General features: G+C 42.1%; 15 protein-coding genes. 7 read left to right on the top strand and 8 right to left on the bottom strand.

Going from position 1 to position 18,151, the window contains the following annotated elements; all coding sequences use genetic code 11:
• Positions 1–9: 9 nt before the first annotated feature.
• Entirely contained in the window at positions 10–384 is a 375-nt protein-coding gene (locus tag LPA49_RS06300) for a response regulator (protein ID WP_036966301.1), read from the bottom strand.
• Positions 385–619: 235 nt separating this feature from the next.
• Between LPA49_RS06300 and LPA49_RS06295 the strand changes: the two genes are divergently transcribed.
• On the top strand, positions 620–2,383 hold the full coding sequence (locus LPA49_RS06295) for a sensor histidine kinase (RefSeq protein ID WP_036966299.1): 1,764 nt from the start codon (positions 620–622) through the stop codon (positions 2,381–2,383).
• 90 nt (positions 2,384–2,473) lie between these two features.
• Entirely contained in the window at positions 2,474–3,382 is a 909-nt protein-coding gene (gene rdgC, locus LPA49_RS06290) for a recombination-associated protein RdgC (RefSeq protein WP_036966297.1), read from the top strand.
• A gap of 55 nt (positions 3,383–3,437) precedes the next feature.
• Here rdgC and LPA49_RS06285 read toward each other — a convergent pair whose 3' ends face one another.
• Positions 3,438–4,280, bottom strand: coding sequence for an HDOD domain-containing protein (locus tag LPA49_RS06285; protein WP_036966295.1), 843 nt, complete (start codon positions 4,278–4,280; stop codon positions 3,438–3,440).
• Between the two features lie 269 nt (positions 4,281–4,549).
• Here LPA49_RS06285 and LPA49_RS06280 point away from each other — a divergent pair, with 269 nt between their 5' ends.
• Positions 4,550–6,253 carry a Zn-dependent hydrolase gene (locus LPA49_RS06280; protein ID WP_065979727.1) on the top strand — a complete coding sequence of 568 codons (1,704 nt, stop codon included), beginning with the start codon at positions 4,550–4,552 and terminating at the stop codon, positions 6,251–6,253.
• An 83-nt stretch (positions 6,254–6,336) separates the two neighbouring features.
• Here the strand turns inward: LPA49_RS06280 and LPA49_RS06275 are convergent, their stop codons facing one another.
• Both LPA49_RS06275 and LPA49_RS06270 read right to left on the bottom strand, forming a co-directional pair.
• Positions 6,337–7,116, bottom strand: a complete 780-nt coding sequence (locus tag LPA49_RS06275) for an ABC transporter substrate-binding protein (protein WP_180311056.1) — start codon at positions 7,114–7,116, stop codon at positions 6,337–6,339.
• 32 nt (positions 7,117–7,148) lie between these two features.
• Positions 7,149–7,553 (bottom strand): HIT domain-containing protein, encoded by a 405-nt coding sequence (locus tag LPA49_RS06270; RefSeq protein WP_036966288.1) that lies wholly within the window; start codon positions 7,551–7,553, stop codon positions 7,149–7,151.
• A gap of 112 nt (positions 7,554–7,665) precedes the next feature.
• Between LPA49_RS06270 and LPA49_RS06265 the strand changes: the two genes are divergently transcribed.
• Both LPA49_RS06265 and LPA49_RS06260 read left to right on the top strand, forming a co-directional pair.
• A complete protein-coding gene (locus LPA49_RS06265; RefSeq protein ID WP_036966286.1) occupies positions 7,666–9,891 on the top strand; it encodes a S9 family peptidase in 2,226 nt (741 codons plus the stop codon).
• A 150-nt stretch (positions 9,892–10,041) separates the two neighbouring features.
• On the top strand, positions 10,042–11,679 hold the full coding sequence (locus LPA49_RS06260; protein ID WP_036966284.1) for a methyl-accepting chemotaxis protein: 1,638 nt from the start codon (positions 10,042–10,044) through the stop codon (positions 11,677–11,679).
• 62 nt (positions 11,680–11,741) lie between these two features.
• On the opposite strand, the gene LPA49_RS06255 is transcribed toward LPA49_RS06260, so the two are convergent.
• The 4 genes from LPA49_RS06255 to LPA49_RS06240 form a co-directional block, all read right to left on the bottom strand.
• The gene (locus tag LPA49_RS06255) at positions 11,742–13,265 is read right to left on the bottom strand and encodes a leucyl aminopeptidase family protein (protein ID WP_180311057.1); all 1,524 of its coding nucleotides are present in this window, start codon (positions 13,263–13,265) and stop codon (positions 11,742–11,744) included.
• Between the two features lie 95 nt (positions 13,266–13,360).
• The gene (locus LPA49_RS06250; RefSeq protein ID WP_036966280.1) at positions 13,361–15,043 is read right to left on the bottom strand and encodes a carbon starvation protein A; all 1,683 of its coding nucleotides are present in this window, start codon (positions 15,041–15,043) and stop codon (positions 13,361–13,363) included.
• Positions 15,044–15,151: 108 nt separating this feature from the next.
• Positions 15,152–16,204 carry a DNA polymerase IV gene (dinB, locus tag LPA49_RS06245; protein ID WP_036966279.1) on the bottom strand — a complete coding sequence of 351 codons (1,053 nt, stop codon included), beginning with the start codon at positions 16,202–16,204 and terminating at the stop codon, positions 15,152–15,154.
• Between the two features lie 70 nt (positions 16,205–16,274).
• Positions 16,275–16,481 carry a hypothetical protein gene (locus LPA49_RS06240; RefSeq protein ID WP_075594054.1) on the bottom strand — a complete coding sequence of 69 codons (207 nt, stop codon included), beginning with the start codon at positions 16,479–16,481 and terminating at the stop codon, positions 16,275–16,277.
• 151 nt (positions 16,482–16,632) lie between these two features.
• On the opposite strand from LPA49_RS06240, the gene LPA49_RS06235 reads away from it, so the two are divergent.
• Both LPA49_RS06235 and LPA49_RS06230 read left to right on the top strand, forming a co-directional pair.
• Entirely contained in the window at positions 16,633–17,061 is a 429-nt protein-coding gene (locus LPA49_RS06235) for a thioesterase family protein (protein WP_036966275.1), read from the top strand.
• Between the two features lie 12 nt (positions 17,062–17,073).
• The gene (locus tag LPA49_RS06230) at positions 17,074–18,126 is read left to right on the top strand and encodes an aldo/keto reductase (protein WP_036966273.1); all 1,053 of its coding nucleotides are present in this window, start codon (positions 17,074–17,076) and stop codon (positions 18,124–18,126) included.
• The last annotated feature ends 25 nt before the right edge of the window (positions 18,127–18,151 follow it).

The following is an 18,151-nucleotide window of genomic DNA, read 5'->3' as shown; positions in this document are numbered from 1 at the left end:
TATAAAGACTTAATGAATACCAAATTTATGCAAAGTTGTTTTTAAGCGGACAAGTTCTATCGGCTTATCAATAAAATCAATGGCACCAAGTTTTGCGACTCGTTGCTTCATTTCTGTTTGAATATCCGCCGAAATAACCAACACAAAACACTCTATTTTTTCGGCTTTAATCGTTTCAAGTACAGCAACACCATCAACTTCTGGCATGGTTAAGTCGAGGCAAAGCAAATCAAAGTTTTGCTGCCGCAATAAAGCAAGTGCCTCACGGCCGTTACTGGCTTGTTTAATGTCGGCACTGATGCAGTCACCTAAACAGCGTACGACCTGTTTTCGGGCAACGTTTGAATCATCACAGACAAGCACTGAAAAATTAGAATTACTCATGAAATATACATCTTCGCTGTTGCAAACACAGCGTTAATAGAGGATAAATTAAAGATGACTAATTTTATATCACACTTTTTAAAAGGCAGTAAGGTCAAGTTTTTTCATGATTTAGTTACAATCTGTAAATGATCCCGTAAAAAAGGATATATTTATTTATTTTTAATCATTTATTAGCTAACTTTAGAATTAGCTGAATGTATTACAAATCTCACCAAGGAGCTATGGATAATCCATGCTACAAAAAAGCCTGTCAAAAAAATTATTAACCAGTGTGCTCTCGGTTTATTTTTTATTAACGTTTGTCGTTACGTGTGGGCAGGTTATTGCTGAGTACGTTAATACCAAGGATTACATTCGCGATGAATTAACCACGTTGCAAAAAACATTCAGTCGCAGCCTCACACGCGCCATTTGGGAGCTGAACACTAAGCAAACGATCACCACAGCTGAGGGGTTACTTGCGATCCCTATGATTGAAGGCATTATTGTGCGAGATGACAGTGGTGAAGTGTTATCACAATTAGGGCGCTCTTTAGACATACATGAGTTATACAGTCAGCAGCTAGTGCAAGAAGAGGCGATTATTGAAGACACCCCGTCAGGTTTATTTGGTTACACTTTTCCGCTGATTTTTGAGTTTTCAGGCAGAGCCACCCAAGTGGGTGATGTCACCCTATTTTCAAGCCGAGACGTCGTATTTAGCCGTATTATGATCTCGATTTATTTCTTAATCGGTAATGCGATGATCAAAACAACATTTTTGATCATCCTATTCTTAATTGCCTTTAGAAAACAGTTAACAGAACCCTTAGCCCAGCTCACAGAACAAATAGAAGATCTTGAACTCAATGATTTAGAAGGTCGCCATATCGACATTCAAACCAGTGAGCATAACGAATTAAAAGTGATGGAAGAGTCATTTAATCGCCTGATTGATAAAGTGGTACTGTACCGAGAAGAGCTTGAACATACACAAAAAGAATTACTGATAAGCAACGAAAAACTGGATCAACAAAACCTGCAATTAGAGCAGGAAGTCGCTCGTAAGACATCAAACTTGAGCCAAGCAATGATGGACTTACAGCAACAAAAATACGAGTTAGAAAAACAAAAGTTCACCTTAACTGAAGAAATCGATTTACGTAAACAAACCGAACAAGAGCTCATAACAAAGCAAACTGAACTACAGCGTTACCTTGATGAACTGAACATGGCCCAAGAGCGGTTAGTAGGCTCAGAGAAAATGGCCGCATTAGGCGGGCTTGTTGCCGGTATTACTCATGATGTAAACACCCCGATTGGTATTGGTGTTACAGCGACCTCTTTTTTACAAGAGCGCCTGAATCAAATTGAAGCAGCCTATAAAGACAAAACCCTTTCGCCGAAAGCATTAGAAGAGTTTATAAACGACGCAAAACAAAGCACCAGCTTATTAACCAGTAATTTAGACCGTGCTTCTGAGCTGGTCGCCAGCTTCAAACAAATCGCGGTAGACCAAGCCAGTGAAGCGGTGCGTACAATTAATTTTAAAGAGTATTTAGGCGAGGTGATCCGCTCGTTACACCCTAAACTTAAAAAAACATCGCACCATATAAACCTAGATTGCCCTGAAGACTTAACACTCAATTTACCTGCGGGGGCAATTAGTCAAATTTTCACTAACTTAATCATGAATTCACTCATTCACGGTTTCGAAGGCATAGAAAGCGGCATCATAGAGATTGTTATAAAAGAAGAAGACGATGAGGTTATCATCGACTTTAAAGATAACGGTAATGGTGTAACTCAAGAGCAGTTAGAAAAGCTATTTGACCCATTTTTTACTACCAAGCGCGACCAAGGCGGCAGCGGTTTAGGCACACACATTACTTTTAACTTAGTAAAACAAACGCTCAGTGGCGATATAGAAGTAACAAGCGAGCCTGGACAAGGCTTGCATTACCATATTAGTTTCCCTAAAAACATGCCAAAGCCACTTTCAATGTTTAATACATAAACAAAACCCCCTGATGCCGAAATCATTCATTTCGGCATCACTTTTTTATTGCTATGATTGGGCAAATTTAATGAAAGGATTAGCCTAATTATGTGGTTTAGTAACCTTATCTGTTACCGTTTTAAACAAGACGTATCATACAACCAAGAAGACTTCGATAAAGCCCTAGAACAAGATCTGTTTCGCTCATGTGGTGGTCAAGAGTTATCAACGTTTGGTTGGACCAAAGCCTTTGGTAAACATGGTCAAACCCTATCGCACTTTTCTCAAGATAGCATTTTAGTGTGCGCAAAACGTGAAGAAAAAGTATTACCCGCAGCGGTTATTAACGAACTGGTTGCTGAAAAAGTAGAGCAGATTGAAGCGGAAGAAAACCGCCCAGTTAAGAAAAAAGAAAAAGACGAACTAAAAGAAAATATTCTGCATACGCTACTTCCTCAAGCATTCAAAAAGTCGAGCTTACAGTTTGCATTTATTGACCAAAAGAATGGCTGGGTGGTTGTTAACAGTGGTAGTTTTAACAAAGCCGAAGAACTTCTTGCCTTGTTACGTAAATCGTTAGGGTCGTTACCTGTAGTGCCCGCATTTGCAAACTATGATCTCGATGTGTTTCTAACCGATTGGCTAACACAATTTAATGCGCCTGAGGGGTTCGCTATTGGCAACGATGCAGAACTTGAAGAAGCAGACGATAGTGGCGCACAGGTTAAACTTAAAGGCCATGATTTATCGTGTGATGAAGTGAAATCGCATCTAGAAAATGGCAAGCGCGTGACTAAGCTTGCACTTGATTGGCAAGAGCGAGTTAAGTTCATGCTGCAAAACGATGGGTCAATAAAACGACTAAGCTACTCAGAAACACTTAAAGAAGAAAACGCCGATATCCCTAAAGAAGATATGGCCGTAAAATTAGATGCAGACTTCATTTTAGCATCTGAAGAAATTAAGCAATTACTTGAAGAACTAACTCAAGGATTAGGAGATGCAAGCGATTTATAATCAGCTTGTTGACACTAAAAGCGCAGATTAGTCGTAATCTGCGCTTTTTAATGCGTTATTCAGTAAACACCGCTTTTACATCATTTAACATGTCGTGATATTCATCTGAATTAAACATATCAAGTGACGAAATAACACCTTTATCTAAATAGGTCTGTAATGCTGAAGACTTATCTGATACTTGCAGGATCCCCTCTAAGATCGCGCCTATGCGAATAAAGTCAACATAGCAAATATGCTCAGGACGATAGTTAGGGTTTGCCCAGCTCTCAGCAACTTCAACAAATTCATCAGTGAAGCCCCACGCTCGCATAATAGCTCCCCCTACTTTGCCTCCCAATTTTTGAATTGCATGCGCAAGAAAGCTCGGGTTCGCAAATACTTCGGGGTGTTTTTCGGCTTCCGTTAAAATGGGTAACACGCCAATGTTATACACTAAAGCCGCTAGCGTAATGGTGTCGCGATTTAATGACGTCTTCTTATTATCACGTAGGAAAAAATCCATTAAGGTAATTGAGTGGCAAGCCACCTTCAGCGTTTTTTGCCACGCTTTATCCATGTAGCCTTTAATCAACTCATTGTGCGATACAAACAGTTGCTCCATTGCCATGGCCGTTGCAATGTTTTTAATTTGCCGTAAACCTATCCGCGTTACAGCTTGGTGTAGGTTTGTCACCTTAACCGAGCGCCCCATAAAGGCACTGTTCGCCACCTTAATCATGCGGGCAGAAAGCGCGGGGTCGTGTGAAATCACATCGGCCATTTGCATCAAATTGACATTAGGATTGTCTGCAGCTTGTCTGACTTTTACAGCCACTTCAGGTAAAGTAGGCAACACTAGGGTGTCATTATTAATTCGGTCGACCAAAATGGTCAGTAGTGCATTTTCTGTTGACATATCTTTGCCATCCTCTTGAATTAGCTTGCTTTTATAAAACCAAACTAATGACTGACATTGTTAGATTAATTATTGTTTTAGTATTGTCTAAGTTAGCGCTAAAGTTAAGAAATTCACAGTAATAATCTACTTTTATATTTTAAGACACCGATTTAATTGCTTAAAATCATATACTGCGCAGTAAACTTGCCATTTATATGTTAGGTTTGCTTTAATGCTTACACATTTATTTTCAAAGCAACGACTCTCTCTTTTTAACGGGCAAAAAAATGACATTAAATAAAATTAGCCACGCACTTATCTTATCTGGTGCAGTTTTTCTAGGTGCATGTTCTGACCAACAAGCGACCCCTTCTCAAACAAAGCCTGCTGCAGAGCAAACGACTCAAAATACTGAAGAAAATAATCCGCAACTAATCAATGCAGACAGAAACCGCTTAGATATCTATACAGACTTTACATTAACCTCAGACTTAAGCCACTTAAGCGATAACCAAAAGCAAATGGTTGGCAAACTTATTGACGCATCAAAAATCATGGATGCATTATTTTGGCGTCAAGCATTTGGTGAAAACAAAGAAGCATTTTTGGCAAAAATTAATGACGAAAAAGTGCAAAAATTTGCAGATATCAACTACGGCCCATGGGACCGTTTAAACGGCGATCAGGTGTTCTTATCTGGCTATGAAGAAAAGCCACTTGGCGCAGAGTTTTACCCAAGCGATATCACTAAAGAAGAGTTAAACAACGCAACAGTTGAAGATAAAACAGGCCTTTATTCAGTTATTAAACGTGATGAAAATGGCAAACTATACAGCGTGGCTTACTCAGTAGAATACGCACAGGAACTAGAAAAAGCGGCAAACTTACTCCGTGAAGCAAGTAAACTTGCCGATGACAAAGAATTTGCAAACTACTTAAGCATGCGTGCTGATGCACTTGTTAGTGATAACTTCCAACCCTCTGACTTCGCATGGATGGACATGAAAAACAACCCAATTGATGTTGTTATTGGTCCAATCGAAACCTACGAAGATCAACTCTTTGGTTACCGTGCCGCTTACGAGTCTTACGTGTTAATTAAAGACCTTGCGTGGAGTGAGCGTTTAGCTAAGTTTGCAGCTTTCTTACCAGAGCTACAAAAAGGCTTACCCGTAGACGATAAGTACAAGCAAGAAGTACCGGGTTCAGACGCTGACCTTAATGCATATGATGTTGTTTACTATGCGGGCCACTCAAATGCCGGCAGCAAAACAATTGCTATTAACTTGCCCAATGATGAGCAAGTACAGCTTGAAAAAGGCACCCGCCGTTTACAGCTTAAAAACGCGATGCGCGCTAAATTCGACAAAATCTTAGTGCCAATTTCAGAGCAATTAATTGTGCCTGAGCAGCGTAAACACATCACCTTTGATGCGTTTTTTGCAAACACCATGTTCCACGAAGTCGCACATGGCTTAGGAATTAAAAACACTATCACCAACAAAGGGACTGTGCGTCAATCACTGCAAGAGCATGCCAGCGCGCTTGAAGAAGGTAAAGCAGATATCCTTGGTCTTTACATGGTTGAGCAGTTACTTAAAAAAGGTGAAATCACTGACGGTACGCTAGAAGATTACTACATCACCTTTATGGCTGGTATATTCCGCTCAGTGCGTTTTGGTGCATCAAGTGCACATGGTAAAGCAAACATGATCCGTTTTAACTTTTTTGCCGAAGAAGGTGCATTTTCTAAAAATGCAGATGGCTTATACAGCGTAAATATGGAAAAAATGAGCTTAGCGATGGCAAAACTATCGCGCCTTATCTTAACGATTCAAGGTGACGGCGATTATCAAAAAGTCGACCAATTAATCGCGACTCATGGTGAAATTAAAGCCGAGCTTGCTAAAGATTTAGAAAAGCTAAGCCAAGCAAACATCCCTGTTGATGTGACCTTTAAACAAGGTAAAGAGGTATTAGGTTTAAACTAAACGCACTCTCATCTGAGTAATAACGAGTTTAAACAAAAAACGCTGCTTTCGAGCAGCGTTTTTTTATGCTTAAACAACAGTCATTAATGCGCCACAAAGCTCAGCCCATATTTATTGTTTAGTTTTACGATTTCCCCATTTAGCAACATTTTTTGAAACTCAGCATTAAACTCATCAATAAATTGCGCTAAATCTCGCTGCTTAGTAAAACCAAAATAGCCTTGATTAACCGTTAAAATAGGAGAAAGTATGATCACCTTATCGGCAATACCCAAACTTTCTATCACCGGCCTTGCTGCGCGGGGGTGAGTTAGAATTAAATCAACCCTGTCATACATTAATTGTAAAAAACTTGCCCGCACATTGGCGACTTCCGATAACAGTAAACTCGATTCATGGCGCTTAAATTCAACCCCATAATCCCAGCCACGAATAACCCCTATTACATCTTTTTTTAAACTGGCGAAGTTTCCTCGCCAAGTAACTTCATTATTCGGTTTGGTATAAAAAACAATAGGGTCTTCATAAAAGGGTAATGCACTAAAGAGCATGTATTGGTTACGCTGAAACGATTTATAAGGGCCAATAATGGCATCGGCATCACCTTGCTCAACCATTTTTAAAGCCCGTTTAAGCGGCATAATATCAATCACAATAGTATGCCCCAATCGCTTGCCTATTTCATAAACGATGTCAGCCCCGAGTCCTGTTGGAGAACCGTGCTGATCCTGTTCTAAAATGGCAGGAAAATGACTTCCTACAAAATAATAACTTTTTGCCACACTCTCAAAGGCACTCAAAGATAACATCGTCACAAAAAAACAACGTGTTATTATTGCCGCGCTAACGTGCCACTTTTTCATATTTGCTGGACTATATTTTCGATATTCACCGTTTAAAAATACGCTTTAAGCGAAGTAATCTGCTCATCAGAATACGGAACCGCCGGTAACTTACCCCACACAGGTGCAGGCCAAGCAGCATCTGTTTTAAAGCGTGCGATATGATGAATATGCAGTTGTGGCACCATATTTCCCAAAGCAGCCACATTGAGCTTGTCTGGATTAAAAACCTGCTGTAATAATTTACTTAGTTTGGCCGACTCGCGTAAAAGTGTCACTTGCTGCGCTTCACAAAGGTCGATAATTTCTTTTAAACCCGCTTCTCTCGGGACTAAAATAAACCACGGATATTGGCTGTCATTCATTAGCAATACTTTACACAGTGGCCAATCTGCTAATTCAATACAATCACGCTGTAATTCAGGTGCCAAGGAAAATGGCATATCAGCATTTTTCATCAATAAGTCCTTAAATCTAAGTTGTACCCCTGCTACTTTATAGCATTTAGTTGCAGTTGCCTAAGCTTACCATTAACATCGTGGCAGTTTTTATTCGAGCGAAGGTACCCCTGTGCTAAAAAAAATTAAATCTCTCTCACTTGCCTTACCAATAGTGGCAACAGCACTGAGTGTGAATGCTGAACCACTATCACTAGAGCGTATTTTTGACGATCCTAGTTTAGCAGGTAAAGCACCTGTACAACTTAAATTCTCACCCGATGGTAGCCGCGTTACCTACTTACAAGGTAAAACCGACGACTACAACCGTTATGACTTGTGGGAATACAATTTAAAAGATAACAAAAACCGCTTATTAGTTGACTCTGCGGCACTATTCTCAGGCCCAGAAAACCTATCAGATGAAGAAAAAGCACGACGTGAGCGTCAGCGTATCTTTGGTAAAGGGATTTTAGAGTATAAATGGTCAAAAGATGGTAAAGCACTGCTTTTCCCACTGAATGGCGACCTTTATTACTACGAACTTGCCTCAGCTAAAAGCCGCAAACTGACCGATACCGAAGCATTCGAAACCGATGCACGTTTTTCACCGAAAGGTCATTTTGTATCGTTTATTCGCGAGCAAAACCTTTACGCACTGAACTTAAAAACGGGTCAAGAAATCCAGTTAAGTAAAGACGGCGGTGGCGTTATTAAAAACGGCATGGCTGAATTCGTGGCTCAAGAAGAAATGGGCCGCATGACGGGCTACTGGTGGTCAGGTGATGAAACAAAAATTGCCTATACGCGTGTCGATGAAAGCCCTGTAAAAGAAGCGATTCGAAACGAAATTTACGCTGATGAAGTAAAGCTTTTCAACCAGCGTTACCCGTTCACGGGTACAGACAACGTTAAAATTAAACTCGGTGTTGTTAGCATTAACAACCAACAAACTGATTGGGTTGATTTAGGCGAAGACGAAGATATCTACATTGCTCGCGCCAACTGGTTAAAAGATAACAAAACGCTATCTTATCAATGGCAAGACCGCTCACAGCAAACGTTAGAGCTGCGTTTTTACAACAGTGAAACGAAAAAGCAAAAGGTCGCCCTAACAGAAAAAAGCGATACATGGATTAACTTACACTTTGATCTACAGTTCCTAAACGATAAAAAACACTTCGTGTGGGCCTCTGAACGTGACGGCTTTAAACACCTTTATTTGTACCGCACAAATGGCGAGATGATCCGCCAAATCACGCAAGGTGACTGGGTGGTTGATAGCTTAAAAGGAATCGATGAGAAAAAAGGCATTGTGTATTTTGCAGCGCGTAAAGACACCGCTCTTGAAAGCCATTTATACAGTGCACCGTTATTCAAAAAAGGGGATATTAAGCGCATAACAGAGCTTGGTGCTTATCATAATGTGGTTATCGCCAAAGATAATAAAACCTTTATCGACAACAGCTCATCGGTTAATAAACCAGGTTCAGCCGCACTTCGTAAAATTAACGGCGAGTTTATTACCTGGCTTGAAGAAAACAAACTCGATAAGTCGCATCCACTTACACCGTACTTAGACGATTTAATCACTCCTGAATACGGTACATTAACAGCTGAAGACGGCCAAATAATGCATTACCGTTTATTCAAGCCGACTAACTATCAAGATGGTAAAAAGCACCCTGTTATTGTAAACGTATACGGCGGCCCACATGCCCAACGAGTGACAAATAGCTGGCGCAGCAAAAACTTGTATTTCCAATACATGGCACAGCAAGGCTACGTTATTTTTCAACTCGATAACCGTGGCTCTTACAACCGTGGTAAAAAGTTTGAAGACGTTATCTATAAACACTTAGGGGTTGCTGAAGTCGCTGACCAAATTAAAGGGGTTGAGTTCTTACGCACTCTTGATTACGTTGATCCTGAGCGCATAGGTATTTACGGTCACAGTTACGGTGGCTATATGGCACTGATGACCATGTTTAAAGCCGGTGATTATTTCAAAGCGGGTGTATCGGGCGCGCCAGTGACCGACTGGGCACTTTACGACACACACTACACAGAACGCTACGTAGGCCACCCTGCAACAAATGCAAAAGGCTACGAAGCAAGTGCCGTTTTCCCTTATGCTGAAGGCTTAAAAGGACCGCTAATGATTTACCACGGCATGGCTGATGACAACGTGTTATTTACTCACGCCACGAAGTTATTTAAACAACTGCAAGATCAAGAAAAGCAGTTTGAGATGATGACGTACCCAGGTTCTAAGCACAGTTTACGTGGTAAGAGTGTGCAAACACACTTGCACCAAACTATCACAAGCTTTTTCAACCGTCACTTTAACGTACAATAGTTAAATTTAAATTCGGTAACTTAGACTAAAGGCTGATTGTCCAATCAGCCTTTTTTTTGTCTCAATGTATTCCATCCACAACTAGATTTAATACCTGTTTTAACTACACTTAACATATTGCTTTTAGACAAGCATGACCAAGGAATACACATGAACTACTTACGCCGTTTTACAATCTTACAACGCCTTGCCATGTTGGTTAGTGTAGTGGTGGTTGGATTGATCTTTTTAAGTATCTCAAGCTTAATGAAGCAATATGATTCTTTAGAACAAGAACAATACACCAAAACTCAAAACCTAGTGGAGTCAGCCCACAGCATTATTGAACACAATTATGCTTTATTCCAACAAGGTAAACTCAGTGAACAACAAGCAAAACAAGCTGCGCTGGATACTATCGCTGCACTTCGCTATGACAAAAGCAATTACTTTTGGATAAACGACTATCAACCTGCGATGGTTATGCACCCATTCAAACCAGAGCTTGAAGGTAAATCACTTGCCAACAATAAAGACCCCGACGGGGTACACCTGTTTGTTGACATGGTGAACGTGGTTAAACGACAAGGCGAAGGGTTTGTTCCATACAAATGGCCTAAGCCTGGAAAGGATCAACCCGTTGACAAAATTGCCTATGTTAAGGGTTTCACACCATGGCAATGGATTATTGGTTCGGGTGTCTACATTGACACCATTGAAGATGCATTTGCTTCACTACGAAATCACGTCATTATCACTGCGGTGGTTATTATTGGTCTGTTAATTGCGCTCAGTTATTTAATTGCAAATAGTATATTACGACCAACTCAATTGGCTGCTGATATGATGAAAGACATTTCGCAAGGTGAAGGTGATTTAACCCAACAACTTGATGAAAACGGCAATGATGAGGTCTCTCGGCTATCGCGTTACTTCAACCTATACACTGCAAAAATGCGAGAGTCACTCAAGCAAGTCGCGCAAAATGCTCAACAGGTCAATCAGTACGCCCACAATGTGGATGATGCCACTAAAACCAATCATTCTTTTATTGAACTGCAAAATGACAGCTCAACACAAGTTGCCACCGCAATGGAAGAAATGACTCATCAAATTCATGATGTTAGCCAAAATGCAGATCAAGCTGAGCATGCAGCAAACGACGCGGCGCAAAATGCTTCAACCGGTAAACAGGTGCTCAACAAAACCATTACCGCTATTGAAACTCTGTCGCATAATATTGAGCAGGTTAGTAAGGTAACCACTGACCTTGCAGCAGAGAGTAACAATATAGGCTCTGTACTGGATGTTATTCGCAGCATAGCAGAGCAAACAAACTTACTTGCGCTTAATGCCGCGATTGAAGCGGCGCGCGCGGGAGAGCAAGGGCGCGGCTTTGCTGTCGTAGCCGATGAAGTGCGTACACTGGCTAGCCGTACCGGTAAAAGTACTGATGAAATTCAGGCCATGATCAGTAAGTTACAAGCAGGTGCTAAAGCTGCGGTTGATGCGGTATCTGCCAGTCAACAACTGTCGAGCGAAACCGTCTTACAAGCAGGTGAAGCAAGCAGCTCACTCAGTGAAATTGAGCGTTTGGTCACAATTATTAAAGATATGAATAGCCAAATAGCCCGCGCCACAGAACAACAAACGAGTGCGGCAGATGAAGTTAACTTACGTATCAATGAGCTGTCACAATCAACCGAACAGTCACTATCTAATACCCAAGGGCTATCAGATGCCAGTGAAAGCTTAAAGCAAAGCTCACAAGCACTGAGCGATGTGGTAAATCGCTTTAGACTTGATTAAGCTAAATTTTAACGAAAAAAAGCCCCGCTTCATTTTTGCGGGGCTTTTTTAATGCTTAAATATTACAAGCAATAACGTGCAAATAAACTGCTGACAGCTGCTGCGGTTGGCTTACCATGTTGCCAATCACCGCCTTCTACACCACTGCCCGCGATGTCCATATGAACATACGGTAATGGGTGTGCTGATTCAGTGCCATGCTTATCTAAACCACCTACAATCGCTAAGAATGCCATTGGGAACTGGTGTCCACGTGCAGTCACAGCTGACGGTGCATTGTTACTCGAAAGTACATCATCGGCTAATGTACGAGGCTTAACAAAGTCGTAGTCTTCACGACGGCTGCGAGAGACCTCTGCGCCATCAGCCCATAAATCACCTAAATCAGCAATTTTACGTGAAACCTGCGCTTGACGAGCGGGTCCATTTTCAACATAAGCGCTGTAAGGACCCATCGCACGTGCTGCGTGACCTGTTAGCGTTGCAACAGTGAATAGCTCTGGATTTACTTCATTTAATGCGCGGTCTTTCATTTCACTGAGTAAATCACCCATTGCTAAACGCCCCTCTGCGTCGGTATTACCGATGCGTACACGAACGCCTTCACGGCACGTAATGATTTCGTCAGGCACGAAACAATCAGAACCAATTGAGTTTCGAACCACGGCTAAGTAAGCAATCACCTTGACACCTTTAGGTGCATAATCAGCCACTGACTTCATAAAACCAGCGACCGATGCTGCGCCACCTTTATCGCGGCTCATACCCGCCATAAAGCCACCCACTTTAAGGTCGGCACCACCGGTATCATAAACAAGCCCCTTACCAACGAACATTAACGTACGCTCAATGTCACCCTCAGGAACATATTCAAGCTTAACAACACGTGGATGATGACGCTCAACAGCGTATGATGCACGCGCTACAGTGCTCATCATTGGGTAATCTTTATCGATAGTGTCGATATCTGAAATCACATCAACAGACACTTTACTGCCCGCAAATAACTCAACACAATAATCGGCAAAACGTGGCGGTGCCATGCGCTCAGGCTCTGTACCGCATAAGTCACGCGCAGCATATTGGCCTGCGGCAATTGCATTCAATGCTTTAACCATGGCCTCATCAGCACCCACTAAGCTAATTTGACTGATTGGCTCAATCGCTTGGCCATGAAACTCACGCGCTTCAAGTGGCTGCCATAATGCTTGGCAAGCACCTAAAAAGGCAACTTCAAGTGCATGTTTGTAACGCGCATCGTGGTGTGCACTCGCAAGTAAAATAGCAGGCTTGGTGCTGCCCGAAGCTTTTGCTTCTAGCACGGCTAATTTAGCAGCATCAAAATAACGACGTACATCGTCATAATCGCGATTAAGCGGACCTGTAGGCGCTAAAATAACGCGCTTTGAGTCAATCACAAGTAATGTGACTTGCTTAGAGATACGTGCATCAATGGCTTGTTGAGCACTGATAGCGTGGCTTAAGCTTGCATCGGCTAAAGACGAAAAATTATCACCGATAATAATCAATGCATCGTGATCTGCATCAGCTAATTGAGAGGCGACAACTGCATGAGGGTATGCCATAAAAAAAGGTCCTGCTGTTAGAAACATAGGACCTTATTATCATTGATTTAACGCGCTATTGCCAGCCGTGCAAATGAGCGGCTGGCAAGCAAAGTTTACTGCTCTGACACAGATTGGTTGTCTTTGCGATGTTTCACAATGACAGACCATGCTTCTAGCATCACCAGCACACTGATCACCAGTACCAGTAAATCGAGTGTTACAAGTAACCAGTTGCCTTGTTGGTAATATTCACCTAGCTTAATCACACCCGCGAAAAATGCCATTACCAGTACAAAGCTCATCGGTATTAACGTGTACTTCGCTGGACGATTCGCTTTGATTAACATTACCGAAATAACCAGTAACGTTAAACTTGCAAGGATTTGGTTGGTAGAGCCAAACAGCGGCCAAATGATCATTCCGCCGCTGCCATCGGCACCACCTGCACCAAAGGCAAGTAGCAAGCAGCACAGCACAGCGACGAGCGTTGCGACAATCCCATTGCGAATAATACTGATATTATAAATATCACCCCACTCTTGAATAATGTAGCGTTGTAAACGAACGCCAGAGTCCATTGTCGTGCCTGCAAATAGCACCACCATTACCGCAAGTAAGGTCGACGCGACTTCTTGTGAAATACCCCAACCACTTTCGATTAAGTTTGCACCCCCGTTGATAAAGGCACTCACGCTCCCCGCTCCTAAGTGGCTGTAAATTTCATGCCATTCTTCAGGTGATACAGCCAATGCGACACCACTTACCGCTACCAGCGTAATAAGTGCAAGCATGCCTTCGCCCACAGCACCTAAATACCCAACAAAGCGACCGTCAGTTTCTTTGTTTAACTGTTTAGAGCTGGTACCTGATGACACGATTCCATGGAAACCCGATACTGCACCACAGGCTATGGTGACAAACAACAGCGGAATAATACTCGGCGTATCCACTGCCGTTTGCGTATTAAATGCAGGTGCGGTGATATCTGGCATTGAAATAAAGACCGCGCCATATAAAAGCACTAAACCAACCAGCAACTGCATACCATTAATAAAATCGCGAGGTTGTAATAACATCCACACAGGCAGTAAAGAAGCAATTGCAGCGTAGATGAACAAGATAATGATCCAGTTTGCGTTTGCACTTAAGCCAAACATCTCATCTGGCAACGCAATGGGCATACTACTGCCAAGATAAATGGTGTAATAAAGGATACCGACACCAATTAAACACAGAGGAATTAAAGAAACTTTACGGCGCAGTAACTGGCCTATAACAAGGGCCACAACAATGGCTGACCAAGCAGGAAAAACCGCATTTGGCTGGGATACAAATGATTTAGCAATAACAACCCCAAACACCGCATTCACCATCAGTAGCACTAAAAATACCACAATCATAAATAACGCACGGGTACGCTTACCGATGACGCTTTCAGACAAAGCCCCCATCGACTTACCTTTGTTGCGAGCACTGGCCCAAAGAGCCCCCATATCATGGACGCCAGCAAAAAAGATTGTTCCAAATACGACCCATAACACGGCAGGCACCCAGCCCCAATAAACAGCAATAGCAGGACCGACTATCGGTGCCGCACCTGCTACAGACGTGAAATGGTGGCCCCACAACACGACCTTATTGGTGGGTACATAATCCACACCATCCTCAAGCTCATGAGCAGGTGTGACGAAGTTATCATCCATTTTAAAGATTTTTTCGGCGATGAATTTCGAATAAACAAACCATCCGAATAACATACCGACTATTCCGAGCAGCACGATCACGACCGATTGCATAGTCATCTCTCTTATGTAGTTATAATGTTGTCTAGAGGCCGTGAACACAAATGGTTCAACACCCCACACTAAACACTAACAAACTTTAAACAACCTAGGTGTTAACCTTTAGTCTAATATACTTAACTGAAAATGCTCGTGGGCTTCACTCTTTATTCCCACACCAATGCCCAAGAGTCTGACGGGTTTATTATTTCCGCGTTCATACGCTTTACTCATTAACTCTGTAAAAATGCTGTCATCTAACTGATGATGACTTTGGTCGGCACTGGTCACTGTGAAATTTGCGAACTTCACTTTAACTGATAATTTGTTGATTCTGTTACTCAGTTGCTGCCTTTCTAAACGGCGTACTAACTCTGTCATTAAACGGGGTAACTCAGATAAACACTCAGCTAAGCTATTTTTGTTGAATTCATAAGTGTGTTCTACACTCAGCGATTTACGTACGCGTTCCGTAGACACTTTACCTACGTATTCTCCTGCGCATTTTTGATAAAGCGAAACACCAAAGTTCCCCACGTGTTGCTGCATCCAATTAACCCCTTTTTCGCGAACATCAGCTCCCGTGTATAAGCCTTTAAGTTGCAATTTTTCAAGCGTCACCTTCCCTACACCTGGGATCTTGCCTAGCGGCAACTTGGCTAAAAAGCTATCCACTTGCTCAGGCAGTACCACGCACTGACCATTGGGTTTATTCTCATCACTGGCTATTTTGGCAATAAATTTAATCGGTGCGATACCCGCCGATGCAGTTAGGCCTGTTGTGGTAAAAATTTCTTGTCGAATTTGCTCAGCCATTAGAGTCGCACTGCCTCTGCATGCACTGCTTTGGGTAACATCTAAATAAGCTTCATCAAGCGATAAGGGTTCAATCAGGTCAGTGTATTTAGCGAAAATTTCACGGATTTGTTGAGAGACTTCTTTGTATACATGCATTCGTCCGGGCACAATGACTAGATCAGGACACAATTGTTTAGCATGGTAGTTAGACATAGCTGAACGAACGCCATATTGGCGCGCAATATAGTTGGCCGTAGAAAGCACACCACGGCGACTGTTCCCACCAATCGCAAGAGGCACACTGGCAAGTGCAGGATTGTCACGCATCTCTACTGCAGCAAAAAAGCAATCCATATCAATATGAATGAATTTTTTCATCAGGCATACAACAACTGTTCATTTATACAGTTATTATTGTTTAATCTACCTGATAGTGCAAGCGAACATACTAAGAGGTTTGACGTGTTTGCTCGCGTGTTTTTTTGCGATTAAACAGCCGTGCTCCAAATAACCAAAAGGCGGCTTCGAGAAAAAGTCCCAAGACAATTAGTACGATAAACCCAGACATTGTGCCCATACTGTAGCACAGTAGAGCCAGAGCCAGTAAGATGAATAATACTGCCCACTTTATCATTTTCGCTGTTAGTTGCTGCATAACTAGGTCCTTCATGTGTGTTCGATTTACTCACACTTTACGTAAGCGTGAACTTATAAAGTTAGCACAATATACTTAGTTTTCTAATTTTCTTGAGCTAAAAGCAGCATGTTGCTAACCTAGCTTTTCTCACAATTAACCTGGATTTGCTATGCAATCGTTTATAGAACAACACCCTATCAGAACAAAAATTAATGTAGCATGGGGTGAAATGGACGCCCTTCAGCATGTGAATAATGTGGTCTATTTTCGTTACTTTGAAACCGCTCGTATCGACTTTTTTACACAATTAGGCTTTCTTAAAGATTTACAAGCAACAGGCGTGGGTCCGGTGATCAGCGAAAACAATGCTCGCTATAAACGCCCCGTGACGTTTCCAGATTCCGTGCATGTTGGTGTAACCATAAGTGACATTGAAAAAGATCGCTTTATGATGCACTACACCGTATTCAGTGAGAGCCAAAAGGCAGTTACCACTGTTGGCTCATCACACGTTGTCATGTTTAACTTTACTACGGGTAAAAAAGCAGAACTAAGCGATGAGCTTTTAGCTGCACTTAAAGCCCACTCTAACGATTAACAAGGAACTAATATGCTTTATAGCCCACTTGGCCGAAGTGGTATTGACGTCTCCCGTGTTTGCTTAGGAAGCATGACATGGGGTATGCAAAATAACCAAGCTGATGCCGATGAACAAATTGCCTATGCGTTAGATAAAGGCGTTAATTTTATCGACACGGCAGAAATGTATGCCGTACCGCCCTCGCCCGACACCTATGGTAAGACCGAAGAGATTATTGGTCATTGGCTTGCACGTAATAAAGATAAACGTGAAAACCTCGTTATTGCGACTAAAATTGCCGGTAATGGTTTACCTTGGGTTCGTGAAGGCGAAGATATCACTCGTCAAGCGGTGGTTAACGCCGTTGATGCCTCATTAAAACGATTACACACTGATGTTATCGACTTATATCAGCTTCATTGGCCTAACCGCACCTCGCCGCATTTTGGTAAACAATGGCCCGGCATTGTGCGTTTTTCAGATGCCGACACCGAGCAAAATATTGCAGGTATGCTCGATATTCTTGAAGGCCTGAATGACTGTGTTAAAGCCGGTAAAATTAAACACTGTGGTCTTTCTGATGATAGTCCATGGGGTATTAGCCAATACTTGCGTTTAAGTGAGCAACATAATTTGCCGCGCATGGTGTCTATTCAAAACGAATTTAGTCTACTGCATGCCAAAGACTGGCCTTACTTAATCGAGCAATGTATTCACGAAGATATTGCGTATTTACCTTGGTCACCCCTTGGTGGTGGTATGTTAAGTGGTAAATACCTTAATGGTGCGCGCCCTGAAGGTAGCCGCTGGACACTGGTACAACGCAATGGCCTATTTAGAGACACGCCTCAGTCGCAACAAGCTATCGCAGAGTATGTAGAGATAGCGAATGCCTTTAATCTAACCCCTTCACAACTTGCGCTTGCATGGTGTGATCAGGTCGATGGTGTCAGTTCAACCATCATCGGTGCCACGTCAATGTCGCAGTTAAAAGAAAATATTGATGCTTTCTCAGTGACGCTCACCGATGAGGCACTTGAAAAAATAGCACAGGTATTTAATCGCTACCCAATGCCATTTTAATGCTGTAAAGCCTATCGTTTGATAG

Origin of the sequence: Pseudoalteromonas sp. MB41 (assembly GCF_020966275.1) — a bacterium.
In the GTDB taxonomy this organism is placed as follows: domain Bacteria; phylum Pseudomonadota; class Gammaproteobacteria; order Enterobacterales; family Alteromonadaceae; genus Pseudoalteromonas; species Pseudoalteromonas lipolytica.
The sequence above is the reverse complement of the archived record's forward strand: the minus strand, read 5'-3'. Positions and strand labels throughout refer to the sequence as shown.

Excerpts from the sequence above, each read along its gene's own strand:
- LPA49_RS06300 (WP_036966301.1), bottom strand. The coding sequence starts at position 384 with ATGAGTAATTCTAATTTTTCAGTGCTTGTCTGTGATGATTCAAACGTT.
- LPA49_RS06295 (WP_036966299.1), top strand. The coding sequence starts at position 620 with ATGCTACAAAAAAGCCTGTCAAAAAAATTATTAACCAGTGTGCTCTCG.
- rdgC (WP_036966297.1), top strand. The coding sequence starts at position 2,474 with ATGTGGTTTAGTAACCTTATCTGTTACCGTTTTAAACAAGACGTATCA.
- LPA49_RS06285 (WP_036966295.1), bottom strand. The coding sequence starts at position 4,280 with ATGTCAACAGAAAATGCACTACTGACCATTTTGGTCGACCGAATTAAT.
- LPA49_RS06280 (WP_065979727.1), top strand. The coding sequence starts at position 4,550 with ATGACATTAAATAAAATTAGCCACGCACTTATCTTATCTGGTGCAGTT.
- LPA49_RS06275 (WP_180311056.1), bottom strand. The coding sequence starts at position 7,116 with ATGAAAAAGTGGCACGTTAGCGCGGCAATAATAACACGTTGTTTTTTT.
- LPA49_RS06270 (WP_036966288.1), bottom strand. The coding sequence starts at position 7,553 with ATGAAAAATGCTGATATGCCATTTTCCTTGGCACCTGAATTACAGCGT.
- LPA49_RS06260 (WP_036966284.1), top strand. The coding sequence starts at position 10,042 with ATGAACTACTTACGCCGTTTTACAATCTTACAACGCCTTGCCATGTTG.
- LPA49_RS06255 (WP_180311057.1), bottom strand. The coding sequence starts at position 13,265 with ATGGCATACCCTCATGCAGTTGTCGCCTCTCAATTAGCTGATGCAGAT.
- LPA49_RS06250 (WP_036966280.1), bottom strand. The coding sequence starts at position 15,043 with ATGCAATCGGTCGTGATCGTGCTGCTCGGAATAGTCGGTATGTTATTC.
- dinB (WP_036966279.1), bottom strand. The coding sequence starts at position 16,204 with ATGAAAAAATTCATTCATATTGATATGGATTGCTTTTTTGCTGCAGTA.
- LPA49_RS06240 (WP_075594054.1), bottom strand. The coding sequence starts at position 16,481 with ATGCAGCAACTAACAGCGAAAATGATAAAGTGGGCAGTATTATTCATC.
- LPA49_RS06235 (WP_036966275.1), top strand. The coding sequence starts at position 16,633 with ATGCAATCGTTTATAGAACAACACCCTATCAGAACAAAAATTAATGTA.
- LPA49_RS06230 (WP_036966273.1), top strand. The coding sequence starts at position 17,074 with ATGCTTTATAGCCCACTTGGCCGAAGTGGTATTGACGTCTCCCGTGTT.